This is a genomic window from Pelagibius marinus, from assembly GCF_014925385.1.
In the GTDB taxonomy this organism is placed as follows: Bacteria; Pseudomonadota; Alphaproteobacteria; order Kiloniellales; family Kiloniellaceae; genus Pelagibius; species Pelagibius marinus.
Genome location: NZ_JACSDK010000003.1, coordinates 37,596 through 53,831, shown reverse-complemented (window position 1 = coordinate 53,831; position 16,236 = coordinate 37,596). Strand labels below are relative to the sequence as shown.

The following is a 16,236-nucleotide window of genomic DNA, read 5'->3' as shown; positions in this document are numbered from 1 at the left end:
TGCGGTCCTCTTCAGCGGGCGGCGCTTCAGCGCAACCGCCCGGTCTCCAGAAACTTGCGGGTCGCCGCGATGGTCTGCGGATCGCCGGTGATGAAGGTGTGCAGCGCCCGGACCACGATGTGATCGCTGGCGCCGGGCAGGTAGGTTTCGCTCACCGTGACCACCCCATCGTTGTTCTCCGACAGCAGCGGGTTGAAGCCGTTCCCGCCGTCGGTGCCGCCGGCGATGATCGCCACTTCGATTTCCGGGGAGACCGGCGCGAAGGGCGGGCCGGCGGCGATCTCGCTGGCCGCGGGACCGCCGATCCAGTGATAGGGCGGCAGGTCGGCGACGGACTCGGCCAGCTCCGAGCCCTGGTTGGGCGGCGCGATCATGACCACGCGGCCAAGCGCCAGTTCGTCGCGCCAAGCGCCGTTTCGGTTCAAAACCTCACGCACCACAAGGCCGCCCAGGCTGTGGCTGACGAAGGAAACCTTCTCCACGTCGCGCGCGCCTTCCAGCAGGTGTTCGATCTGGTCGGCATGGCCGGCGATGTCCCGGGTCAGGCTGGGATAGCTGACCGCCACGGCGTCGAAGCCGGCCGCACGCAGCGCGCGCTCCATGTCGCGGAACAGGAAGGGGGAGCGCCCCATGCCGTGCAGCAGGATCACCAGGTGGGTGCTGACGGGGGCCAGGCCCTCTTCGCGCCTGGCCGCCTCCAGCGCCGCCGCGCAGGCGCCGAACAGGCCGTGTTCCCGCGTCTTGTGCTGATCGTCGAGCAGGCGGCAGGTCGGCAGAATCACGTGGCGCTGCACCCGCCAGCCGGCATAGACCTGCCGGTCTTCCCAAAGCTGCGTGCGATTGAGCTGCACGGCGCCGGCGATCAGGGCGGCCAGGATCAGCAGCAGCAGGAAGCGGCGCCGGGTGAGCTTCACGCGCATGACCTCAGCCCTTCCCCCGCGCGGCGTCCTGGCCGCCGCCCAGTGCCCGCCAGCAGCTTTCGGCGAGCTGGTCGGCGACCTCACCCAGGGGCCGGGTGACGCGGCCGTAGACCCTGAAGACGGCCACCTGCAGAACGATGCCCATGACCATGGCGGTGGCCACCTCGGCATCCTGCTCGGGGATCTCGCCGCGCGCCATCGCCGTCTTCAGCACCGTCTTGATGACCTTCACCGGGGTCTGCATCTCCTCGGTGACGCGCGACAGCTGGCCGTGCTGCACCAGCAGCAGGAAGCGGAACATGTTCGGGTCCTGCTCGAAAAGGCTGCAGAACATCCCGACCATGGCCCTCAGCTTGCCCGGCAGGTCCCGCCGTTCGGCCTGCAGCGCCTCGACCTCGGCGGCCAGGCGCAGATAGTTGGCGGAGAAGAGCTGCCAGATGAGTTCCTCCTTGCCCGCATAATGGCGGTAGATCGTGCCCTCGGCGATGCCCGCCGCCCCGGCGATGTCGCCGATGGTGGTACGGTCGACCCCCTTCTCCGCGAAGAGCGCCAGCGCCACTTCCTCTATCTTCTCCTGGGTGCGGGCGCCCCGGGAAGGCGTTGCGCGGGCCGGGGTGGCGGCCATGGGGTCTCTCCGTCGCGAAGAATGTGAGTGAACGTTCACTCACATATAGGACCTTTGCCGTCCCCGCGCAAGCTTCGCCATCGATCGCGGCGGCGATTTCAGGAGAATCCGCAGATTTCTGGGGCCTACGGGCTGCCGCCGCGGCTTCTGCCGGGCCGCTGACATAGGATTTAGATCACAGAATCCGGCGGCCGGGGTCAGCCGTTGGCCTTCAGGTTCTGCGGCGGCGGGCCGGCCTCTGCCGGGGTACCGCCCTGCGCCTCGGCAATCTTCCGGGGCAGGCTCTTCTGGGGCAGGGTGAGTTCCACGGTCGTGCCTTCGCCCAGGGTGCTGTGCAGGGTGAGCCGACCGCCATGCGCCTCGACCATGGCCTTGCTGAGCGCCAGGCCAAGGCCCGTGCCTTCCTTGGACATGGCCCGCCCCCCCTCAGCCTGCCGGAAGGGCTGCAGCACCAGATCCAGTTCCTCCGGCGCAATGCCGATGCCGCTGTCGGAGACGATGACCCTGAAGCCTTCGCCCGCTACGAAGCGAACGACGAGTTCCACCCGACCGCCGCGCTGGGTGAACTTCACCGCGTTACTCAGGATGTTGACCAGGACCTGCTTGACCGCGCGCCCGTCGAGATAGGCCGTCGGCAGGGCAGCCTGGATCTCCGAGGTCAGCGCGATACCCTGGCGCTTGGCGCGCTCCTCCAGCAGGCGCAGCGCGGAGGTCGCGATATCGGCAAGATCGCAGGACGACTTCTCAAGTTCGAGGCGGCCGGATTCGACCCGCGCCAGGTCCAGCAGGTCGTTGACCAGGCTCAGCAGATAGCTGGCGCTGTTGTGAATGTCGGCGGCGTAGGTCGCATAGGCAGGAACGCTGTGCTTGCCGAACATCTCCTTTTCCATGATCTCGGAAAAGCCGATGATCGCGTTCAGGGGCGTGCGCAGTTCATGGCTCATGGAGGCCAGAAAATTGGACTTGGCCTTGTTGGCAAGTTCGGCCTTCAGGCGTTCGGTCTCCAGTTCGCGCCGATAGCGGGCTTCCTCAGAGATATTCCGCCCGCTGCCCCGGTAGCCCAGGAAAGTCCCGTTCTCGTCGAAGATCGGCTTGCCGCTGGTCAGGACCTGGCGGGCAACCCCGTCCTTGCATTTGATGGCATAGCTGAAGTCCCGAAAGCCCTCGCGCCGGCGCAGCGTTTCCTCGTGCTGCCGCAACTCGCTCTGCGAGACGGCCGCCACAAGATCGCGCCGCTGCTTGCCGCGGAAGTCTTCAATGCCGTAGCCGGTGATCTCCCGCAGGCGCGGGCTGACGTAAGTCACCCGCAGGTCCTTGTCCATTTCCCAGAACCAGTCCGAGGCGATCTCGGCGAGGTCGCGGAAGCGCCTTTCATTGTAGGCCGCATGCTTCTCCGCCTCGCGGCGCCTGTGACCGGACATCAGCAGCGCCGAGAGCAGGACCGCGCCGGGTATATAGAAAAGAGCATAGGGAAGGGTGAGGCGTTTCAGAAGGCTCAGGCCGAGGTTGAGATCGCCGACCGCCAGGAACCACGGTATGCCGACGGCTAAGAGCGCCGCGCCGCCGACGGCAGCCATCTTCCAGGTCGCCAGGCGCCCGTATTTCCACCCGATGAAGCTGCCCAGGATCGCCGCCGTGAGGATGGAGCCGGTTCCGGCGACCGCGCCGCTACCCCCCAGGTAGAGGCGGTAGGCCCCGGCAAAGGCTCCCGCGAAGAGCCCGGCCAGGGGGCCGCCGAAGGGCCCGGCCAGAAAGACCATGAGGTTGCGCAGATCGACCCGCACCCCCGGCTGGATCTCCAGCGGCAGCTCCATGCAGAGGATCGCGAGAAAAAGGAAAAGCAGACACTTGGCGGCCTGCAGCAGCTTCGGCCGCTGCGGACCGATCCGGTCGGCGATCAGGCCCAGGCCGTAGGTCAGGACGACCGCCAGACCGATGTTCTCGAAGAACTGAAGCAGGAGTTCTGTTGTCAGATACAAGCTTGTTCGATCCGCCTTGTCCGCCGGGATTTTCCAATCACATAGGACTCATGTGATTAACAATATGTGAATAATTAAATGACGTATTGATTATTTATCTGTCTTTTCCAGAATCCCTACCCCTTCCGAGAAAGCGGTTCTCCGGCACGACTTCCGGACGCAAGCGGGCGCATCCGGCGGCAGCGGGCCCCGACGCGCGCCGCCCCTACGCCGGCGGCGCCGACAACAAAGGGTTAACCAATAGAGCGCAGGATAAGGGCGGATTCCGGCCGGCCGCACGACTACCCACTTGCGAAGTCGAGCAGAAAATGTAAATTATCTTACATTCTCTAAACATCTGGAATCTCAGGGACTCTCTCTTGGATACGATTGTCAGCATTGTCGGCGGCGTTGCTCTCCTGCTCTGGGGGGTGCGCATGGTGCGCACCGGGGTCACCCGGTCGTTCGGCGCCGAGCTGCGACGCCTGCTGGCGCTTTCCGCCAAGTCCCGCTTCACCGGCTTCCTTTCCGGCCTGGCCGTCACCGGCGCCCTGCAGAGCGGCACCGCGACCACGCTGATCATCACCTCCTTCGCCGCCCAGGGACTGGTCACCGGCGCCGCCGCCCTGGCCATCATCCTGGGCGCCGACGTCGGCACCACCGTGGTGGTGCAGGTGCTGTCCTTCGGCCTCCACTGGCTGTCGCCGCTGCTCATCGCCTGCGGCGTCTTCGGCTTCCTGTCGGCCAAGCGCACCCGGCACAAGAACCTGGCGCGCATCACCCTGGGCCTCGGGCTCATGCTGCTGGCGCTGCAGCTCATCGTCGAAGCCTCGGCGCCGCTGCGCGAGTCGCAGGTCTTCACCGCATTGCTGCAGCCGCTGGGCAACGAGACCCTGCTGGCGGTCCTGGTCGCCGCCGGGTTCACCTGGGCCTCGCATTCCAGCGTCGCCATCGTGCTGCTGATCATGTCGCTGGCCTCGGCCGGCGTGCTGGCCCCGCCGCTGGCCCTCGCCCTGGTGCTGGGCGCCAACCTGGGCGCCGCCATCACGCCGCTGGGCGTGACCTGGGCCTCGCCGGTCGCGGCGCGCCGCCCGCCGATCGCCAACCTGGTGATCCGCACCGCCGGCGTGCTGGCGGTGTTGCCGGTGCTGCACTGGCTGCTGCCTTACGTGGAACTGCTGGGCGCCGCGCCGGAGCGCATGGTCGCCAACTTCCATACCCTCTTCAATCTGGCCATCGCCCTGCTGTTCCTGCCTCTCGTCAGCCAGGTGAGCGCGCTGATCACCCGCCTGCTGCCCGACCAGATGGTGGCCGACGATCCGGGCCGCCCCATGTACCTGGACGACGGCACCCTGGAGACGCCCGCCGTGGCGCTGACCTGCGCGACGCGCGAGGCCCTGCGCATGGGCGACGAGGTGAAGAAGATGCTGCAGGCCACCGGTCGGGTGCTGCGCAGCAACGACGAGGCCCTGAAGAAGGAGACCGAGGCCGCCGACGACATGGTCGACCGGCTGCACGAGGCCATCAAGCTGTACCTCACCAAGCTGAACAACGAAGAGCTGGACGGCCAGGAAAGCGGGCGCTGCGTCGAGATCCTGAACTTCACCACCAACCTGGAGCACATCGGCGACATCATCGACAAGAACCTGATGGAGCTGGCCAGCAAGAAGATCAAGCAGCGCACCTCCTTCTCCGCCGCCGGCATGGAGGAGTTGGAAGACTTCCACGCCCACATCGTCGCCAACCTGGACCTGGCGATGAATGTCTTCGCCTCCGGCGACATCGAGCTGGCCCGGAACCTGCTGCGCCAGAAGGCCCAGATCCGCGAGCTGGAGCGCCGCTACATCGAGAACCACTACGAGCGCATCGGCGAGGGCCGGCCTGAGTCCATCACCTCCTCGTCGCTGCACCTCGACGTGCTGCGCGACCTGAAGCGCATCAACAGCCACCTGACCTCCGCCGCCTACACCATCCTGGAGCGGGCCGGCGAGCTCTCCGAGAGTCGCCTGCGCGAGAAGGTCAAGGCCGGTGCGTGCCGGCCGCAGGGCGTCGCGACGCCCGACGTCTCATGATAGACGGCCCCCTTCCCTAGGATGAAACCGGGACAGCGATGAGCGACGCGATAAAGAGACTCTATGCCGCGGTGACGCTGGAGCGGGGCCAGAGCCCGAAGCTCTCGCGCACCGCCAAGCTGTTTTCCGACGGGCGCACCAAGATCGCCAAGAAGCTGGTCGAAGAGGCTTCCGAAGTGTCGCTGGAATTCGTCACCAACAACCGGGACGAGGTGATCCACGAGTCGGTCGACCTGATCTACAACTGGATCGTCCTGCTGTCGGAGATGGGCATCCGCCCGGCCGAGATCTGGGAAGAGATGGACCGCCGCGAGGCCGAATACGGCATCGCCGGCAAGCTGCCCAAGTCGGACATAGCTGCCGGCAACGCCAACCGTCCCCCGACCAGCAAGAAGAAAGCCAGCGGCGAGTAATGACTTTGATCGGCGGCACTGGCATCGGCAACGCGGGCGCGGGCAACACCCGCGACGGCATCTCGACCCGCCACGAACGCATCCTCAGCCTGCTGGAAAGCCGCGGCTTCGTCTCCATCGGCAGCCTGGCCAAGTCCTTCGCGGTCTCCGAGCAGACCGTGCGGCGCGACCTCAACGACCTGGAGCGGCGCGGCCTGGTGACGCGCTATCACGGCGGCGCCGGTCTGCCGCCGGTGACCGGCGACGTCGACTACGACAAGCGCAAGCGCCGCCACGCCCAGGAGAAGCGGCGCATCGCCGCCCTGGTCGCCAGCCAGATCCCGGAAGGCGCCACCATCTTCATCGACATCGGCACCACCATGGAGGCGGTGGCCGAGGCGCTGCTGCAGCATCACCGCCTGACCGTGGTGACCAACCACCTGACGGTCGCCATGACCCTCAACCGCAAGCGCGACTTCCAGGTCATCCTGGCCGGCGGCGTGCTGAAGCACAACGACCAGGCCACCACCGGCGAGGCGACGCGCGAGTTCCTGGAAAAATTCCGCGTCGGCTACGGCATCTTCGGCATCGGCGGCATCTCCGAGGACGGCGACCTGATGGACTACGACTTCCGCGACATCGGCGTCTCCAGCACGGCGATGAAGATCTCGCGCAAGCGCCTGGTCGCCCTGGACCACTCCAAGTTCGATTCCAACGCCATGGTGCGTGTCGCCCACCTGCGCGATATCGACATGGTCTTCACCGACGAAGCCCCGCCCCAGCGCCTGAGCCGCATGCTGAGCGACAACAAGGTGGCGCTTTTCACCGCGCAGCGGAGCGCCGCCCGGCAGGACGGCTGACGCGGAGGCGATCCCTCACCGTCCCTCCTCTGTCATCCCGGCACTTGTTGCCGGGATCCACTGCTTTGGCCGCTCCACCAGTGTGTGCCAAACAGAATGTCATCGCCTCCAAATGGCAATGGTCCCGGGGTCGAGCTCCGGGACGACAGCGGAGCAGGCGAAGGTGCGGAGATCAGATAATCGCGTGGCGGACCTTGGCGGAGACCCATTCGCTGAGCACCACCGTCGCGATGATCACCAGCAGGATGAGAGAAACCTGGGTCCAGGCCAGGTTGGTGATGGAGGCGTTGAGCTGCAGGCCGATCCCGCCGGCGCCGACCAGCCCCAGCACCGTCGACTCGCGGATGTTGATGTCCCAGCGGAACACCGAGATGCCGGCGAAGGCGGGCAGGATCTGCGGCACCACGCCGTAAACCAAAATCTGCGGACCCGAGGCACCGGTGGCGCGGATCGCCTCCACCTGCTGCTCGTCGATCTCCTCGATGGCCTCGTAGAGCAGCTTGGCGCAGAAGCCGATAGAGCGCAGGCCGATGGCGATGATGCCGGCGAAGACGCCGGGCCCGAGAATGGTCACCAGCATCAGCGCCCAGATCAGCGAATTGATGGAACGCGAGGCAACGATGATGAAGAGCGCGATGGGCCGCAGGATCACCGTGCTGGGCGTGGTGTTGCGCGCTGCAAAGAAAGCCACCGGCACCGCCATGATCAGCGCCAGCACCGTGCCCAGGGTGGCGATGTTCAGGGTGTCCCAGATCGGCCACCAGAGCTTGCTCATGTAGTCCCACTTCGGCGGCACCATGCGCTCACCCAGATCGACCGCTTGGTTGTGGGCGTCCCAGACAAACATCCAGATCGTTGTCTCGGAGACCAGGTTCCAGCAGTAGACGAAAATCATGCCGACGGTCAGGTAGCCGGCCCAGATCATCAACTGCCTGCTGCGCTCGCGGCGCTGCCAGACCTTCGTCGCTCCAAGATCGCGAACCGGCATTACTGCACCCACTTCCTGACGAAGCTGGAGGTGTATTCCACGGCCATGACGATGGCGATGATGATCAGCAGGATGGCGGCCGCGGACTCGAACTCATAGCGGTCGAAGGCGGTGTTGAGGGTGGCACCGATGCCGCCCGCGCCGACAATCCCCACCACCGCCGATTCGCGGAAGTTGATATCCAGGCGATAGAGCCCGAGACCGATCATCCGTGGCAGCACCTGCGGCTGCACCGCGTAGTTCAGCCACTGGAACCAGCCGGCGCCGGTGGCGCGCACCGCCTCGGCCTGCACCGGGTCCATGTCCTCGATGTCCTCGGCCAGCAGCTTGCCGTAAAAGCCGATGGTGGCGAAGCTGAGCGTGACGAAACCGGCAAAGGGTCCGAAGCCGAAGAGCTTCACGCAGAAAATGGCGATAATGATCTCCTGGAAGGAGCGCGACACCGCCAGGACTGCCCGGCAGAAATAGTAGACCGGCCTTGGCGCCAGGTTGCGCGCGGCCCCCAGCCCGATGGGGATCGAAAGGGCGATGCCGACGACGGTCGAGATCACCGTCATCCAAAGACTTTCCGAAATGCCCTGAAAGATCTCATCCCAGCGCGTCACGAAATCTGGCGGAAAGAAGCCCGTGATGAAGCGCAGCCCGCGCGGAATGCCCTCTGCGACACGGCCCCAGTCGATCTCGGTGGTTCCCAGTGCCAACGCCAGATAGACGGCGATGCCGAGGCCGAGCGACCAGCGCAGCAGCGGCGAGGTGATCAGCGGTGGCTTCTTCCAGCGCCGACCAGGGGTATAGGCGATACCGGTCATGACGCGGGGCTCAGGTGGCGCCGGCCATGCGGTCGCGGTCGAGGATGGGCGCAAGGTGACCATCCGCCTCACCCTCGGACTCGCCGTTTTCGTCTTCGTCCACCTTTCGGATGGTGGCTTCCCAGTCCTCCTCACCGTAGATCTCGGTCAGCACATCGGACGTCAGGCCGTCGGGCGGGCCGTCGTAGACGATCTCGCCCAACTTCAGGCCGACGATGCGCTCGGCGAACATCTGCGCCAGCATGACGTCGTGGATGTTGATGATGGCCGAAAGCTTGCGCTCCTTACAGAGCTCGCAGATGAGGCGCATGATCTGGCGCGAGGTCTTGGGGTCGAGCGAGGCCGTGGGCTCGTCGACCAGCAGCAGTTCCGGGTCCTGCGCCAGGGCCCGGCAGATACCGACGCGCTGGCGCTGGCCGCCGGAAAGTTCGTCGGCGCGCTTGTCGACCATGTGGTCGAGGCCGACCCGGCCCAGCAGGCGGAAGGCCTCGTCAACGTCCGATTGCGGATACTTGCGTAAGTAGCTGCGCCAGAACCCGACGTAACCCAACCTGCCGGAGAGCACGTTCTCCATGACCGAGAGGCGCTCCACCAGGGCGTACTCCTGGAAGATCATGCCCATGCGCCGGCGTGCTCGGCGCAGCGCCCCGGCGCCCAGGTTGCTCAGTTCCAGTTCGTTCAGGAAAACCTTGCCGCCGGTCGGCTCGACCAGGCGGTTGATGCAGCGGATCAGGGTAGACTTACCGGCGCCCGAAGGGCCGATGAGGGCCATGATCTGGCCGTCCGGCACCTCCAGGTCGACGCCCTTCAGCGCGAGATCACCGGTCTTGTACTGCTTTTTGAGGTTCTGCAGACGTAGCATGGGTTTTCTCAATCAGCCCTCGGCTAAGGTAAGGAAGCGCAAGGGAGCCGACCGCAGCGGCCGGCTCCCCCGTACGCATCAGGCTTCCTACTTGCAGTCGTAGGTGATGCCGTTGGTGCGGTCGATCTTGCGGATTATATCCCAGTCCGTCTTGTGATAGATGGCCACGAACTTGTCTTCCTTCTTGAACTCTTCCTTCAAGGCCGAGCCTTCCCATTCGAAGGTGAAAAAGGCCTGCTTGACCTTGGCGGCGACTTCGGGATGCAGATTGTGTGCGTGCCCATAGCCGGTAGTCGGGAAGGTCTGCGACTTGTAGATACTGCGGATCTGATCCGCCTTCACGACATCGCGGTCGATCATGCGCTTCATCACAGAGTTTGCGACTGCCGCGGCCTCGTAGTCCTTGTTGGCAACGCCGATGATCGAGTTGTCATGCTTGCCGGAGAAGGCCGTTTGGAAATCCTTGTCCGCTTCCAGCCCGAAATCGGCTTTGAGGATCGCCGAGGGCGCCTTGAAGCCGGAGTTGGAGGTCGGCGAGGTGAAGGCCAGGGTCTTACCCTTGAGGTCCGCCGGAGTCTGGATCGGGCTGTCGACCGGCACGATGATCTCCATCTCGTAGCCGTAGGAACCATCAGCCGAAGCCATCATGGCGAAGGGGACGAAACCAGCGCAGGCCACGGCGATCGGGTTGCTGCCGGTGTTGAAGCCGGCGACGTGCAGCCGCCCGGACCGCATGGCCTCGAGCTGGGCCGCGTTCGACTGCACCGGGAAGAAAGCCACCTTCTTGCCCGTCACCTTGGCCGCATGATCCATGAATTCGGCCCAGGGCTTCTTGTAAACCGCCGGATCCTCGACCGGCGTGTAGGAGAAGATCAGCGTATCCGGATTGACCCAATCAGCCGGATCAGTCGGCAGATCGGCCGTCAGGTTGCCGTCACGGTCGCAGTAGCGATCGTCCAGGAAGCTGCGCGGGCAGTCTTGCGCCGCCGCGGGCGAGACGAGCCCCCCGGAAAAGCCCAACAGGCCGACGGCCAGGGCAAAGGAAATAAGAGTCTGGAATCTGCGCATCGCGGAGCCTCCCTAAGCGAATGTTTTTCCGTTTCGCCCGGCGAAGCGCGTGACGGGCGAACGATTTATTACAGTTATATGTAAGAAAACTTACAGTCGATCTCCGGCGGCTGGCAACGGAATTATGCTGTCGTCACCTGTGGATAGCCTGCCGGCCGGGCGGAAAGCCCCAGGGGAACCCCCGTGCTCAGCCGGCCGCGGCGACCTCGCGGGCGGTATCGAAGAAGGCGCTGATGACCTTGCCGCCGGCGCGCTCGCGCAGGCAGACCAGGGCCTCGTCCATCAGCACCTCGCAGTCGGAGAGGCGGATCGGCACCAGGCGGGAATCCTGGCCGAACTCGGCGGCGGAGACCACGCCGACGCCGCCGCCGGTGGCGACGATCTCGCGCACCGCCTCGCGGCCTTCGGCCTCGATCGAGGGCGCCAGGGTCAGCCCGCGCCCGCGCGCCGCCGCCTCGATGCTCTGGCGGGTCTTGGAGCCGCGCTCGCGCAGCACCAGCATCTGCTCGGCCAGCTCGGCCAGGGTGATGGTCTTGCGCCGGCTCAAGGCGTGGTCCTTGTTGGTGAAGGCGATGAGCGGCGTCGAGCTCAGCTTGATGACCTCGAAGTCGCGGCTCTCCGGCACCTCTCCCAGGATGCCGACCTCGGCCTCGTAGTCGTAGAGCTGGGCGATGACCTCCTCGGAATTGCCGGAGCTGACCACCATGGCGATGCCGGGGTAGCGCTCGCGGAAGCGCCCCAGGATGTGCAGCATGTGATGGGCGGAATCCGCCACCACGCGCAGCGACTCGGCGCGCAGGGCGCGCGACTCCGACAGCAGCTCCAGGGCCTGCTTTTCCACCTCGAACATGCGCCGGGTGATCTCCAGCAGCTGCTGGCCGGCCTTGGTCAGGCTGACCTGCTTCTTGTGCCTGTTGAAGAGGATGACGTCATACTCCTCCTCCAGCTTGCGCACCTGGTCGGAGATCGCCGGCTGGGTCAGGCACAGCGCCTCGGCGGCACGGGAAAAGCCGCCGCAGATGGCCACGTAGTGAAAAGCCCGCAGTTGAACGTAGCGCAAGGCTTGCCGGCTCCTGTTCTTCGCAAGGGGCGGTCAAGAAAGCGTCATAGCCACCTATTAGTATAACCTATCCAACTTATACAAAATAACGATTTTACAGATATGTGGAGGAGGGCCAGGATGCCCGCCGTGTCCGGGACAACGCCCGGCCGCCGGCCTCTCGGGGCCTCTCCCCCTTCAGGAGTTCGACGCTGATGACCCGTGACAGCGGCGCAGCCGTGACCCCCAAATCCGCCTTGTGCGAGCCGCCCGCCGAGGGCGAGCCCTACCTGCTGACCCCCGGCCCGCTGACCACCTCGGCCAGCGTGAAGCGCCGCATGCTGAAGGACTGGGGCTCCTGGGACGGTGATTTCCGCGCCATGACGGCAGAGCTGCGCCGCCGCCTGCTGGACATCGCCGGCGATACCGGAGGGGCTTACGACTGCGTGCCCATGCAGGGCAGCGGCACTTTCTCCGTGGAGGCCATGCTGGGCAGCTTCCTGCCGCGCGACGGCAAGGCCCTGGTGCTGATCAACGGCGCCTACGGCCAGCGCATCGTGCAGACCCTGGACTACCTCGGCCGCCCCTACCGGGTCATCGACAAGGGCGACTACCTGCCGCCGCGCGGGCCCGAGGTCGCCGCCGCCTTGGAGGCCGACCCGGCCGTCACCCACGTGGTGCTGGTCCACTGCGAGACCTCCTCCGGCATCCTCAACCCCGTGGCCGAGATCGCCGAGGTGGTGGCCGCCAAGGGCCGCAAGCTGCTGATCGATTCCATGAGCGCCTTCGGCGCCCTGCCCCTGGACGTCAAGCAGATCCCCTACACCGCCATGGTCTCCTCGGCCAACAAGTGCATCGAGGGCGTGCCCGGCTTCGGCTTCGTCATCGCCAAGAAAGAAGAGCTGGAAGCCGCCAGGGGCCGCTGCCATTCGCTCAGCCTCGACCTCCATGCCCAGTGGGCCTACATGGAAAAGACCGGCCAGTGGCGCTACACGCCGCCGACCCACGTGGTCGCCGCCTTCCTGCAGGCCCTGGCCGAACACGAGGCGGAGGGCGGGGTCGCCGGGCGCGGCGCGCGCTACGCCGAAAACCGCGACGTCATGGTGGCGGGCCTGCGCGAGCTGGGCTTCGAGACCCTGCTCCAGGACGGCTGGCTGTCGCCCATCATCGTCACCTTCTTCAACCCGGCCGACCCGAAGTTCGACTTCCAGACCTTCTACGACCTGCTGAAGGCCAAGGGCTTCATCATTTACCCCGGCAAGCTGACCGTGGTGGACTCCTTCCGCATCGGCTGCATCGGCTGCCTGGACGCCGCGGTGATGCGCCGCCTGGTGGGCGCCGTCGCCGAGGCGCTGAAGGAAATGGGCGTCGAGGACGCCACGCCGCCGGCCGCCGCCATGGACGAGCGCGCCAAGCTGGTCGCCTGATAAGATAAAGGACATCCGATGACCAAAACCATCACCGTCAACGACCGCAGCTACGCCTTCCCCAAGGCGCCGGTCGTCGTGGTCTGCATCGACGGCTCCGAGCCCGACTACATGGAAGCGGCTGTGGCCGCCGGGCGCATGCCCTGGCTGAAGTCGGTGCTGCCGGGCGGCGCCGACCTGCGCGCCGACTGCGTGGTGCCCAGCTTCACGAACCCCAACAACCTCTCCATCGTCACCGGCCAGCCGCCCAAGGTGCACGGCATCTGCGGCAACTTCTTCTACGACCCGGCCAAGGGCGAAGAGGTCATGATGAACGACCCGGCCTACCTGCGCGCGCCCACCATCTTCGCCGCCTTCCAGAAGGCCGGCGCCAAGATCGCGGTGATCACGGCCAAGGACAAGCTGCGCCGCCTGCTGGGCCACGGCCTGGCCATGAAGGCCGGCGAGGCCGTCTGCTTCTCCGCCGAGAAGGCCGACGAGGCGACGGTCGCCGAGAACGGCATCGACGGCCTGCTGGAGCTGGTCGGCAAGCCGGTGCCCAGCGTCTATTCCGCCGACCTCTCCGAGTTCGTCTTCGCCGCCGGCGTGAAGCTGATGGAGACCATTAGGCCCGACCTCATGTACCTCTCCACCACCGACTACATCCAGCACAAGCACGCCCCGGCCAGCGAGGGCGCCAACAACTTCTACGCCATGATGGACGGCTATTTCGCCGAACTGGACGCCGCCGGCGCCGTCATCGTGCTGACCGCCGACCACGGCATGAACGCCAAGCACACCGCCGACGGGGCGCCCAACGTGCTCTACCTGCAGAGCGCGCTGGACGACTTCCTGGGCGAGGGCAAGGCGCGCACCATCCTGCCGATCACCGACCCCTACGTGGTGCATCACGGGGCCCTGGGCTCCTACGCCACGGTCTACCTGCCCGAAGGCGCCGACGTGGCCAGCGTCGCCGGCTTCATCGAGGGCCTGGAGGGCGTCGAGCAGGTGCTGACCCGCGACAGCGCGGCGGCGCTCTTCGAACTGCCGGCCGACCGCATCGGCGAGCTGGTGGTGGTCACCGAGAAAACCCGCGCCGTGGGCACCCGCCCGGACAGGCACGACCTCTCCGGCCTGGAGGTGCCGCTGCGCTCCCACGGCGGGGTCAGCGAGCAGCGCGTGCCGCTGGTCGTCAACCGCCCGGTCAACGGCATCGAGGGCCGGCGCCTGCGCAACTTCGACGCCTTCGACATCGCCCTCAATCACGTCGAGGCCCGCCAGTCCGCGGCGGCCGAGTAAAGGAACTTAAGAGAATGAGCATCGCTGAAAGCTTTGCGGCCTCGCCCCGCCACGAGCCCATGCGCATCGCCGGGCGCAAGGTCGACGCGGACGGCATCATCGAGGTGCGCTACCCCTACACGAACGAGGTGATCGGCACGGTGCCGGCGGGCAACGCCGCCCACGCCCGCGAGGCCTTCGAGATCGCGGCGAGCTACACGCCCAAGCTGACCCGCTATGAGCGCCAGCAGATCCTGCTGAAGACGGCGGAGCTGCTGGTCGCCCGCAAGGAGGAGATCTCCGATGTCATCACCCTGGAGCTGGGCATCTCCAAGGCCGATTCGCTTTACGAGGTGGGCCGCGCCTACGACGTCTTCACGCTTTCGGCGCAGATGTGCATTCAGGACGACGGCGAGATCTTCTCCTGCGACCTGACCCCGCACGGCAAGGCGCGCAAGATCTTCACCACGCGCGAGCCCTTGACGGCGATCTCCGCGATCACGCCCTTCAACCATCCGCTCAACATGGTGGCGCACAAGATCGCCCCGGCGGTCATGACCAACAACTGCATGGTGGTGAAGCCGACCGAGCTGACGCCGCTGACGGCGCTGAGCCTGGCCGAGGTGCTCTACGAGGCGGGCCTGCCGCCGGAGATGCTCTCCGTGGTCACCGGCTGGCCCCAGGACATCGGCCTGGAGATGATCCAGAATCCCAACATCGAGCTCATCACCTTCACCGGCGGCGTGCCGGTGGGCAAGATGATCGCCGAGAAGGCGGGCTACAAGCGCACGGTGCTGGAACTGGGCGGCAACGACCCGCTGATCATCCTCAACGACCTGACCGACGACGACCTGGCCAGGGCCGCCGACCTGGCCGTGGCCGGGGCCACCAAGAACTCCGGCCAGCGCTGCACGGCGGTGAAACGCATCCTCTGCCAGGAGGGCGTGGCCGACGCTTTCGTGCCGCTGGTGCTGGAGCGCGCCAGGAAGATCCGCTTCGGCGACCCCATGGCCAAGGACACCGACCTGGGCACCGTGGTCCACGCCCAGGCCGCCGAGGTCTTCGAGAACCGCGTCCACGCCGCCGCCGAGGCCGGCGCGGAGGTGCTCTACAATCCGGGCCGCCAGGGCGCGCTGCTGCCGCCCATCGTGGTCGACCGCGTGCCGCACGAGTCCGAGCTGGTGATGGAGGAGACCTTCGGCCCCATCGTGCCGATCGTGCGCGTGCCCGACGAGGACGAGTCCGTCATGCGCATCTCCAACTCCACCGCCTTCGGCCTCTCCTCGGGCGTCTGCACCAACGACTTCCGCCGCATGCAGGCCTACATCAAGGGCCTCAAGGTCGGCACGGTGAACATCTGGGAAGTGCCCGGCTACCGCATCGAGATGTCGCCCTTCGGCGGCATCAAGGACTCAGGGCTGGGCTACAAGGAAGGCGTCATCGAGGCCGCCAAGAGCTACACCAACGTGAAGACCTTCTCGCTGCCCTGGGGGTGAGGAGAACGATCATCCACCGCCCGTCTTAATTTAAGGCCATCGCAATCCAGTAACAGACGGAACCCAGGGCAAGGGAAGCGAAGAACCCGCCAGCGGAAATCATCATGCGCTTCCGGAGCAGAAGCCCTTTCGGAGTCAGTCTGTCGCCGTAGAACATAAGATTGAGAGGATTGAGGCGCAGCCACCCCTGGATGCTGTCCGGCTTGGCGTTGAAGGGGATGCGAAGCATGTAGATCGCTGCAGCAAGCCAGAAAGGCACAGCGGCAAAACAGAACACTGCAAAGAGTACGACGAAAACCCGCGGCACCGGCGGCAAGTCTGCTAGGACTTCGAGCAAACTGGATCTCCCATTTCTCTCCCGATTTAGCCTGACTTGGGCGACAAGCTGAAGAGAAAAGATGGCTGCGTTTCCCGCTTGCCTTGCAGAGGGCGCGGCGCAAATGTTCAAGCAACGGTCGGCCGC

Annotated in this window: 15 protein-coding genes; 6 read left to right on the top strand and 9 right to left on the bottom strand. The window is 65.9% G+C overall.

Features of this window, described 5'->3' with window-relative positions:
* Positions 1 to 26: 26 nt before the first annotated feature.
* From H7X47_RS05560 to H7X47_RS05550, 3 genes are all read right to left on the bottom strand, one after another.
* On the bottom strand, positions 27 to 920 hold the full coding sequence (locus H7X47_RS05560; RefSeq protein ID WP_193367662.1) for an alpha/beta fold hydrolase: 894 nt from the start codon (positions 918 to 920) through the stop codon (positions 27 to 29).
* A 4-nt stretch (positions 921 to 924) separates the two neighbouring features.
* Positions 925 to 1,545: a TetR/AcrR family transcriptional regulator gene (locus H7X47_RS05555; protein ID WP_193367661.1), complete on the bottom strand. Its 621-nt coding sequence runs from the start codon at positions 1,543 to 1,545 to the stop codon at positions 925 to 927.
* A 197-nt stretch (positions 1,546 to 1,742) separates the two neighbouring features.
* On the bottom strand, positions 1,743 to 3,524 hold the full coding sequence (locus tag H7X47_RS05550) for an ATP-binding protein (protein ID WP_193367660.1): 1,782 nt from the start codon (positions 3,522 to 3,524) through the stop codon (positions 1,743 to 1,745).
* Positions 3,525 to 3,883: 359 nt separating this feature from the next.
* Between H7X47_RS05550 and H7X47_RS05545 the strand changes: the two genes are divergently transcribed.
* Genes H7X47_RS05545 through H7X47_RS05535 form a run of 3 tightly spaced genes read left to right on the top strand, consistent with a single transcriptional unit; the run spans position 3,884 to position 6,827 of the window.
* Complete coding sequence (locus H7X47_RS05545; protein WP_227010238.1) at positions 3,884 to 5,575, top strand: Na/Pi cotransporter family protein; 1,692 nt, start codon at positions 3,884 to 3,886, stop codon at positions 5,573 to 5,575.
* 38 nt (positions 5,576 to 5,613) lie between these two features.
* Positions 5,614 to 5,988 carry a phosphoribosyl-ATP diphosphatase gene (gene hisE / locus H7X47_RS05540; RefSeq protein ID WP_193367659.1) on the top strand — a complete coding sequence of 125 codons (375 nt, stop codon included), beginning with the start codon at positions 5,614 to 5,616 and terminating at the stop codon, positions 5,986 to 5,988.
* On the top strand, positions 5,988 to 6,827 hold the full coding sequence (locus H7X47_RS05535; protein ID WP_193367658.1) for a DeoR/GlpR family DNA-binding transcription regulator: 840 nt from the start codon (positions 5,988 to 5,990) through the stop codon (positions 6,825 to 6,827). The genes hisE and H7X47_RS05535 overlap by 1 nt, the downstream gene beginning before the upstream one ends.
* 172 nt (positions 6,828 to 6,999) lie before the next feature.
* On the opposite strand, the gene phnE (H7X47_RS05530) is transcribed toward H7X47_RS05535, so the two are convergent.
* The 5 genes from phnE (H7X47_RS05530) to H7X47_RS05510 form a co-directional block, all read right to left on the bottom strand.
* Positions 7,000 to 7,815 (bottom strand): phosphonate ABC transporter, permease protein PhnE, encoded by an 816-nt coding sequence (gene phnE / locus H7X47_RS05530; RefSeq protein WP_193367657.1) that lies wholly within the window; start codon positions 7,813 to 7,815, stop codon positions 7,000 to 7,002.
* Positions 7,815 to 8,624 (bottom strand): phosphonate ABC transporter, permease protein PhnE, encoded by an 810-nt coding sequence (gene phnE / locus H7X47_RS05525; protein WP_193367656.1) that lies wholly within the window; start codon positions 8,622 to 8,624, stop codon positions 7,815 to 7,817. The genes phnE (H7X47_RS05530) and phnE (H7X47_RS05525) overlap by 1 nt, the downstream gene beginning before the upstream one ends.
* 10 nt (positions 8,625 to 8,634) lie before the next feature.
* The gene (gene phnC, locus H7X47_RS05520) at positions 8,635 to 9,486 is read right to left on the bottom strand and encodes a phosphonate ABC transporter ATP-binding protein (protein ID WP_193367655.1); all 852 of its coding nucleotides are present in this window, start codon (positions 9,484 to 9,486) and stop codon (positions 8,635 to 8,637) included.
* 87 nt (positions 9,487 to 9,573) lie between these two features.
* Entirely contained in the window at positions 9,574 to 10,554 is a 981-nt protein-coding gene (gene phnD, locus H7X47_RS05515) for a phosphate/phosphite/phosphonate ABC transporter substrate-binding protein (RefSeq protein ID WP_193367654.1), read from the bottom strand.
* A gap of 187 nt (positions 10,555 to 10,741) precedes the next feature.
* The gene (locus H7X47_RS05510; protein WP_193367653.1) at positions 10,742 to 11,614 is read right to left on the bottom strand and encodes a LysR substrate-binding domain-containing protein; all 873 of its coding nucleotides are present in this window, start codon (positions 11,612 to 11,614) and stop codon (positions 10,742 to 10,744) included.
* A 194-nt stretch (positions 11,615 to 11,808) separates the two neighbouring features.
* On the opposite strand from H7X47_RS05510, the gene H7X47_RS05505 reads away from it, so the two are divergent.
* Genes H7X47_RS05505 through phnY form a run of 3 tightly spaced genes read left to right on the top strand, consistent with a single transcriptional unit; the run spans position 11,809 to position 15,773 of the window.
* Entirely contained in the window at positions 11,809 to 13,020 is a 1,212-nt protein-coding gene (locus H7X47_RS05505) for a 2-aminoethylphosphonate--pyruvate transaminase (protein WP_193367652.1), read from the top strand.
* Between the two features lie 18 nt (positions 13,021 to 13,038).
* Positions 13,039 to 14,298 carry a phosphonoacetate hydrolase gene (phnA, locus tag H7X47_RS05500; protein ID WP_193367651.1) on the top strand — a complete coding sequence of 420 codons (1,260 nt, stop codon included), beginning with the start codon at positions 13,039 to 13,041 and terminating at the stop codon, positions 14,296 to 14,298.
* Positions 14,299 to 14,312: 14 nt separating this feature from the next.
* Positions 14,313 to 15,773, top strand: a complete 1,461-nt coding sequence (gene phnY, locus H7X47_RS05495) for a phosphonoacetaldehyde dehydrogenase (RefSeq protein ID WP_193367650.1) — start codon at positions 14,313 to 14,315, stop codon at positions 15,771 to 15,773.
* 25 nt (positions 15,774 to 15,798) lie between these two features.
* Here the strand turns inward: phnY and H7X47_RS05490 are convergent, their stop codons facing one another.
* A complete protein-coding gene (locus tag H7X47_RS05490; protein ID WP_193367649.1) occupies positions 15,799 to 16,110 on the bottom strand; it encodes a hypothetical protein in 312 nt (103 codons plus the stop codon).
* Positions 16,111 to 16,236 lie beyond the last annotated feature (126 nt).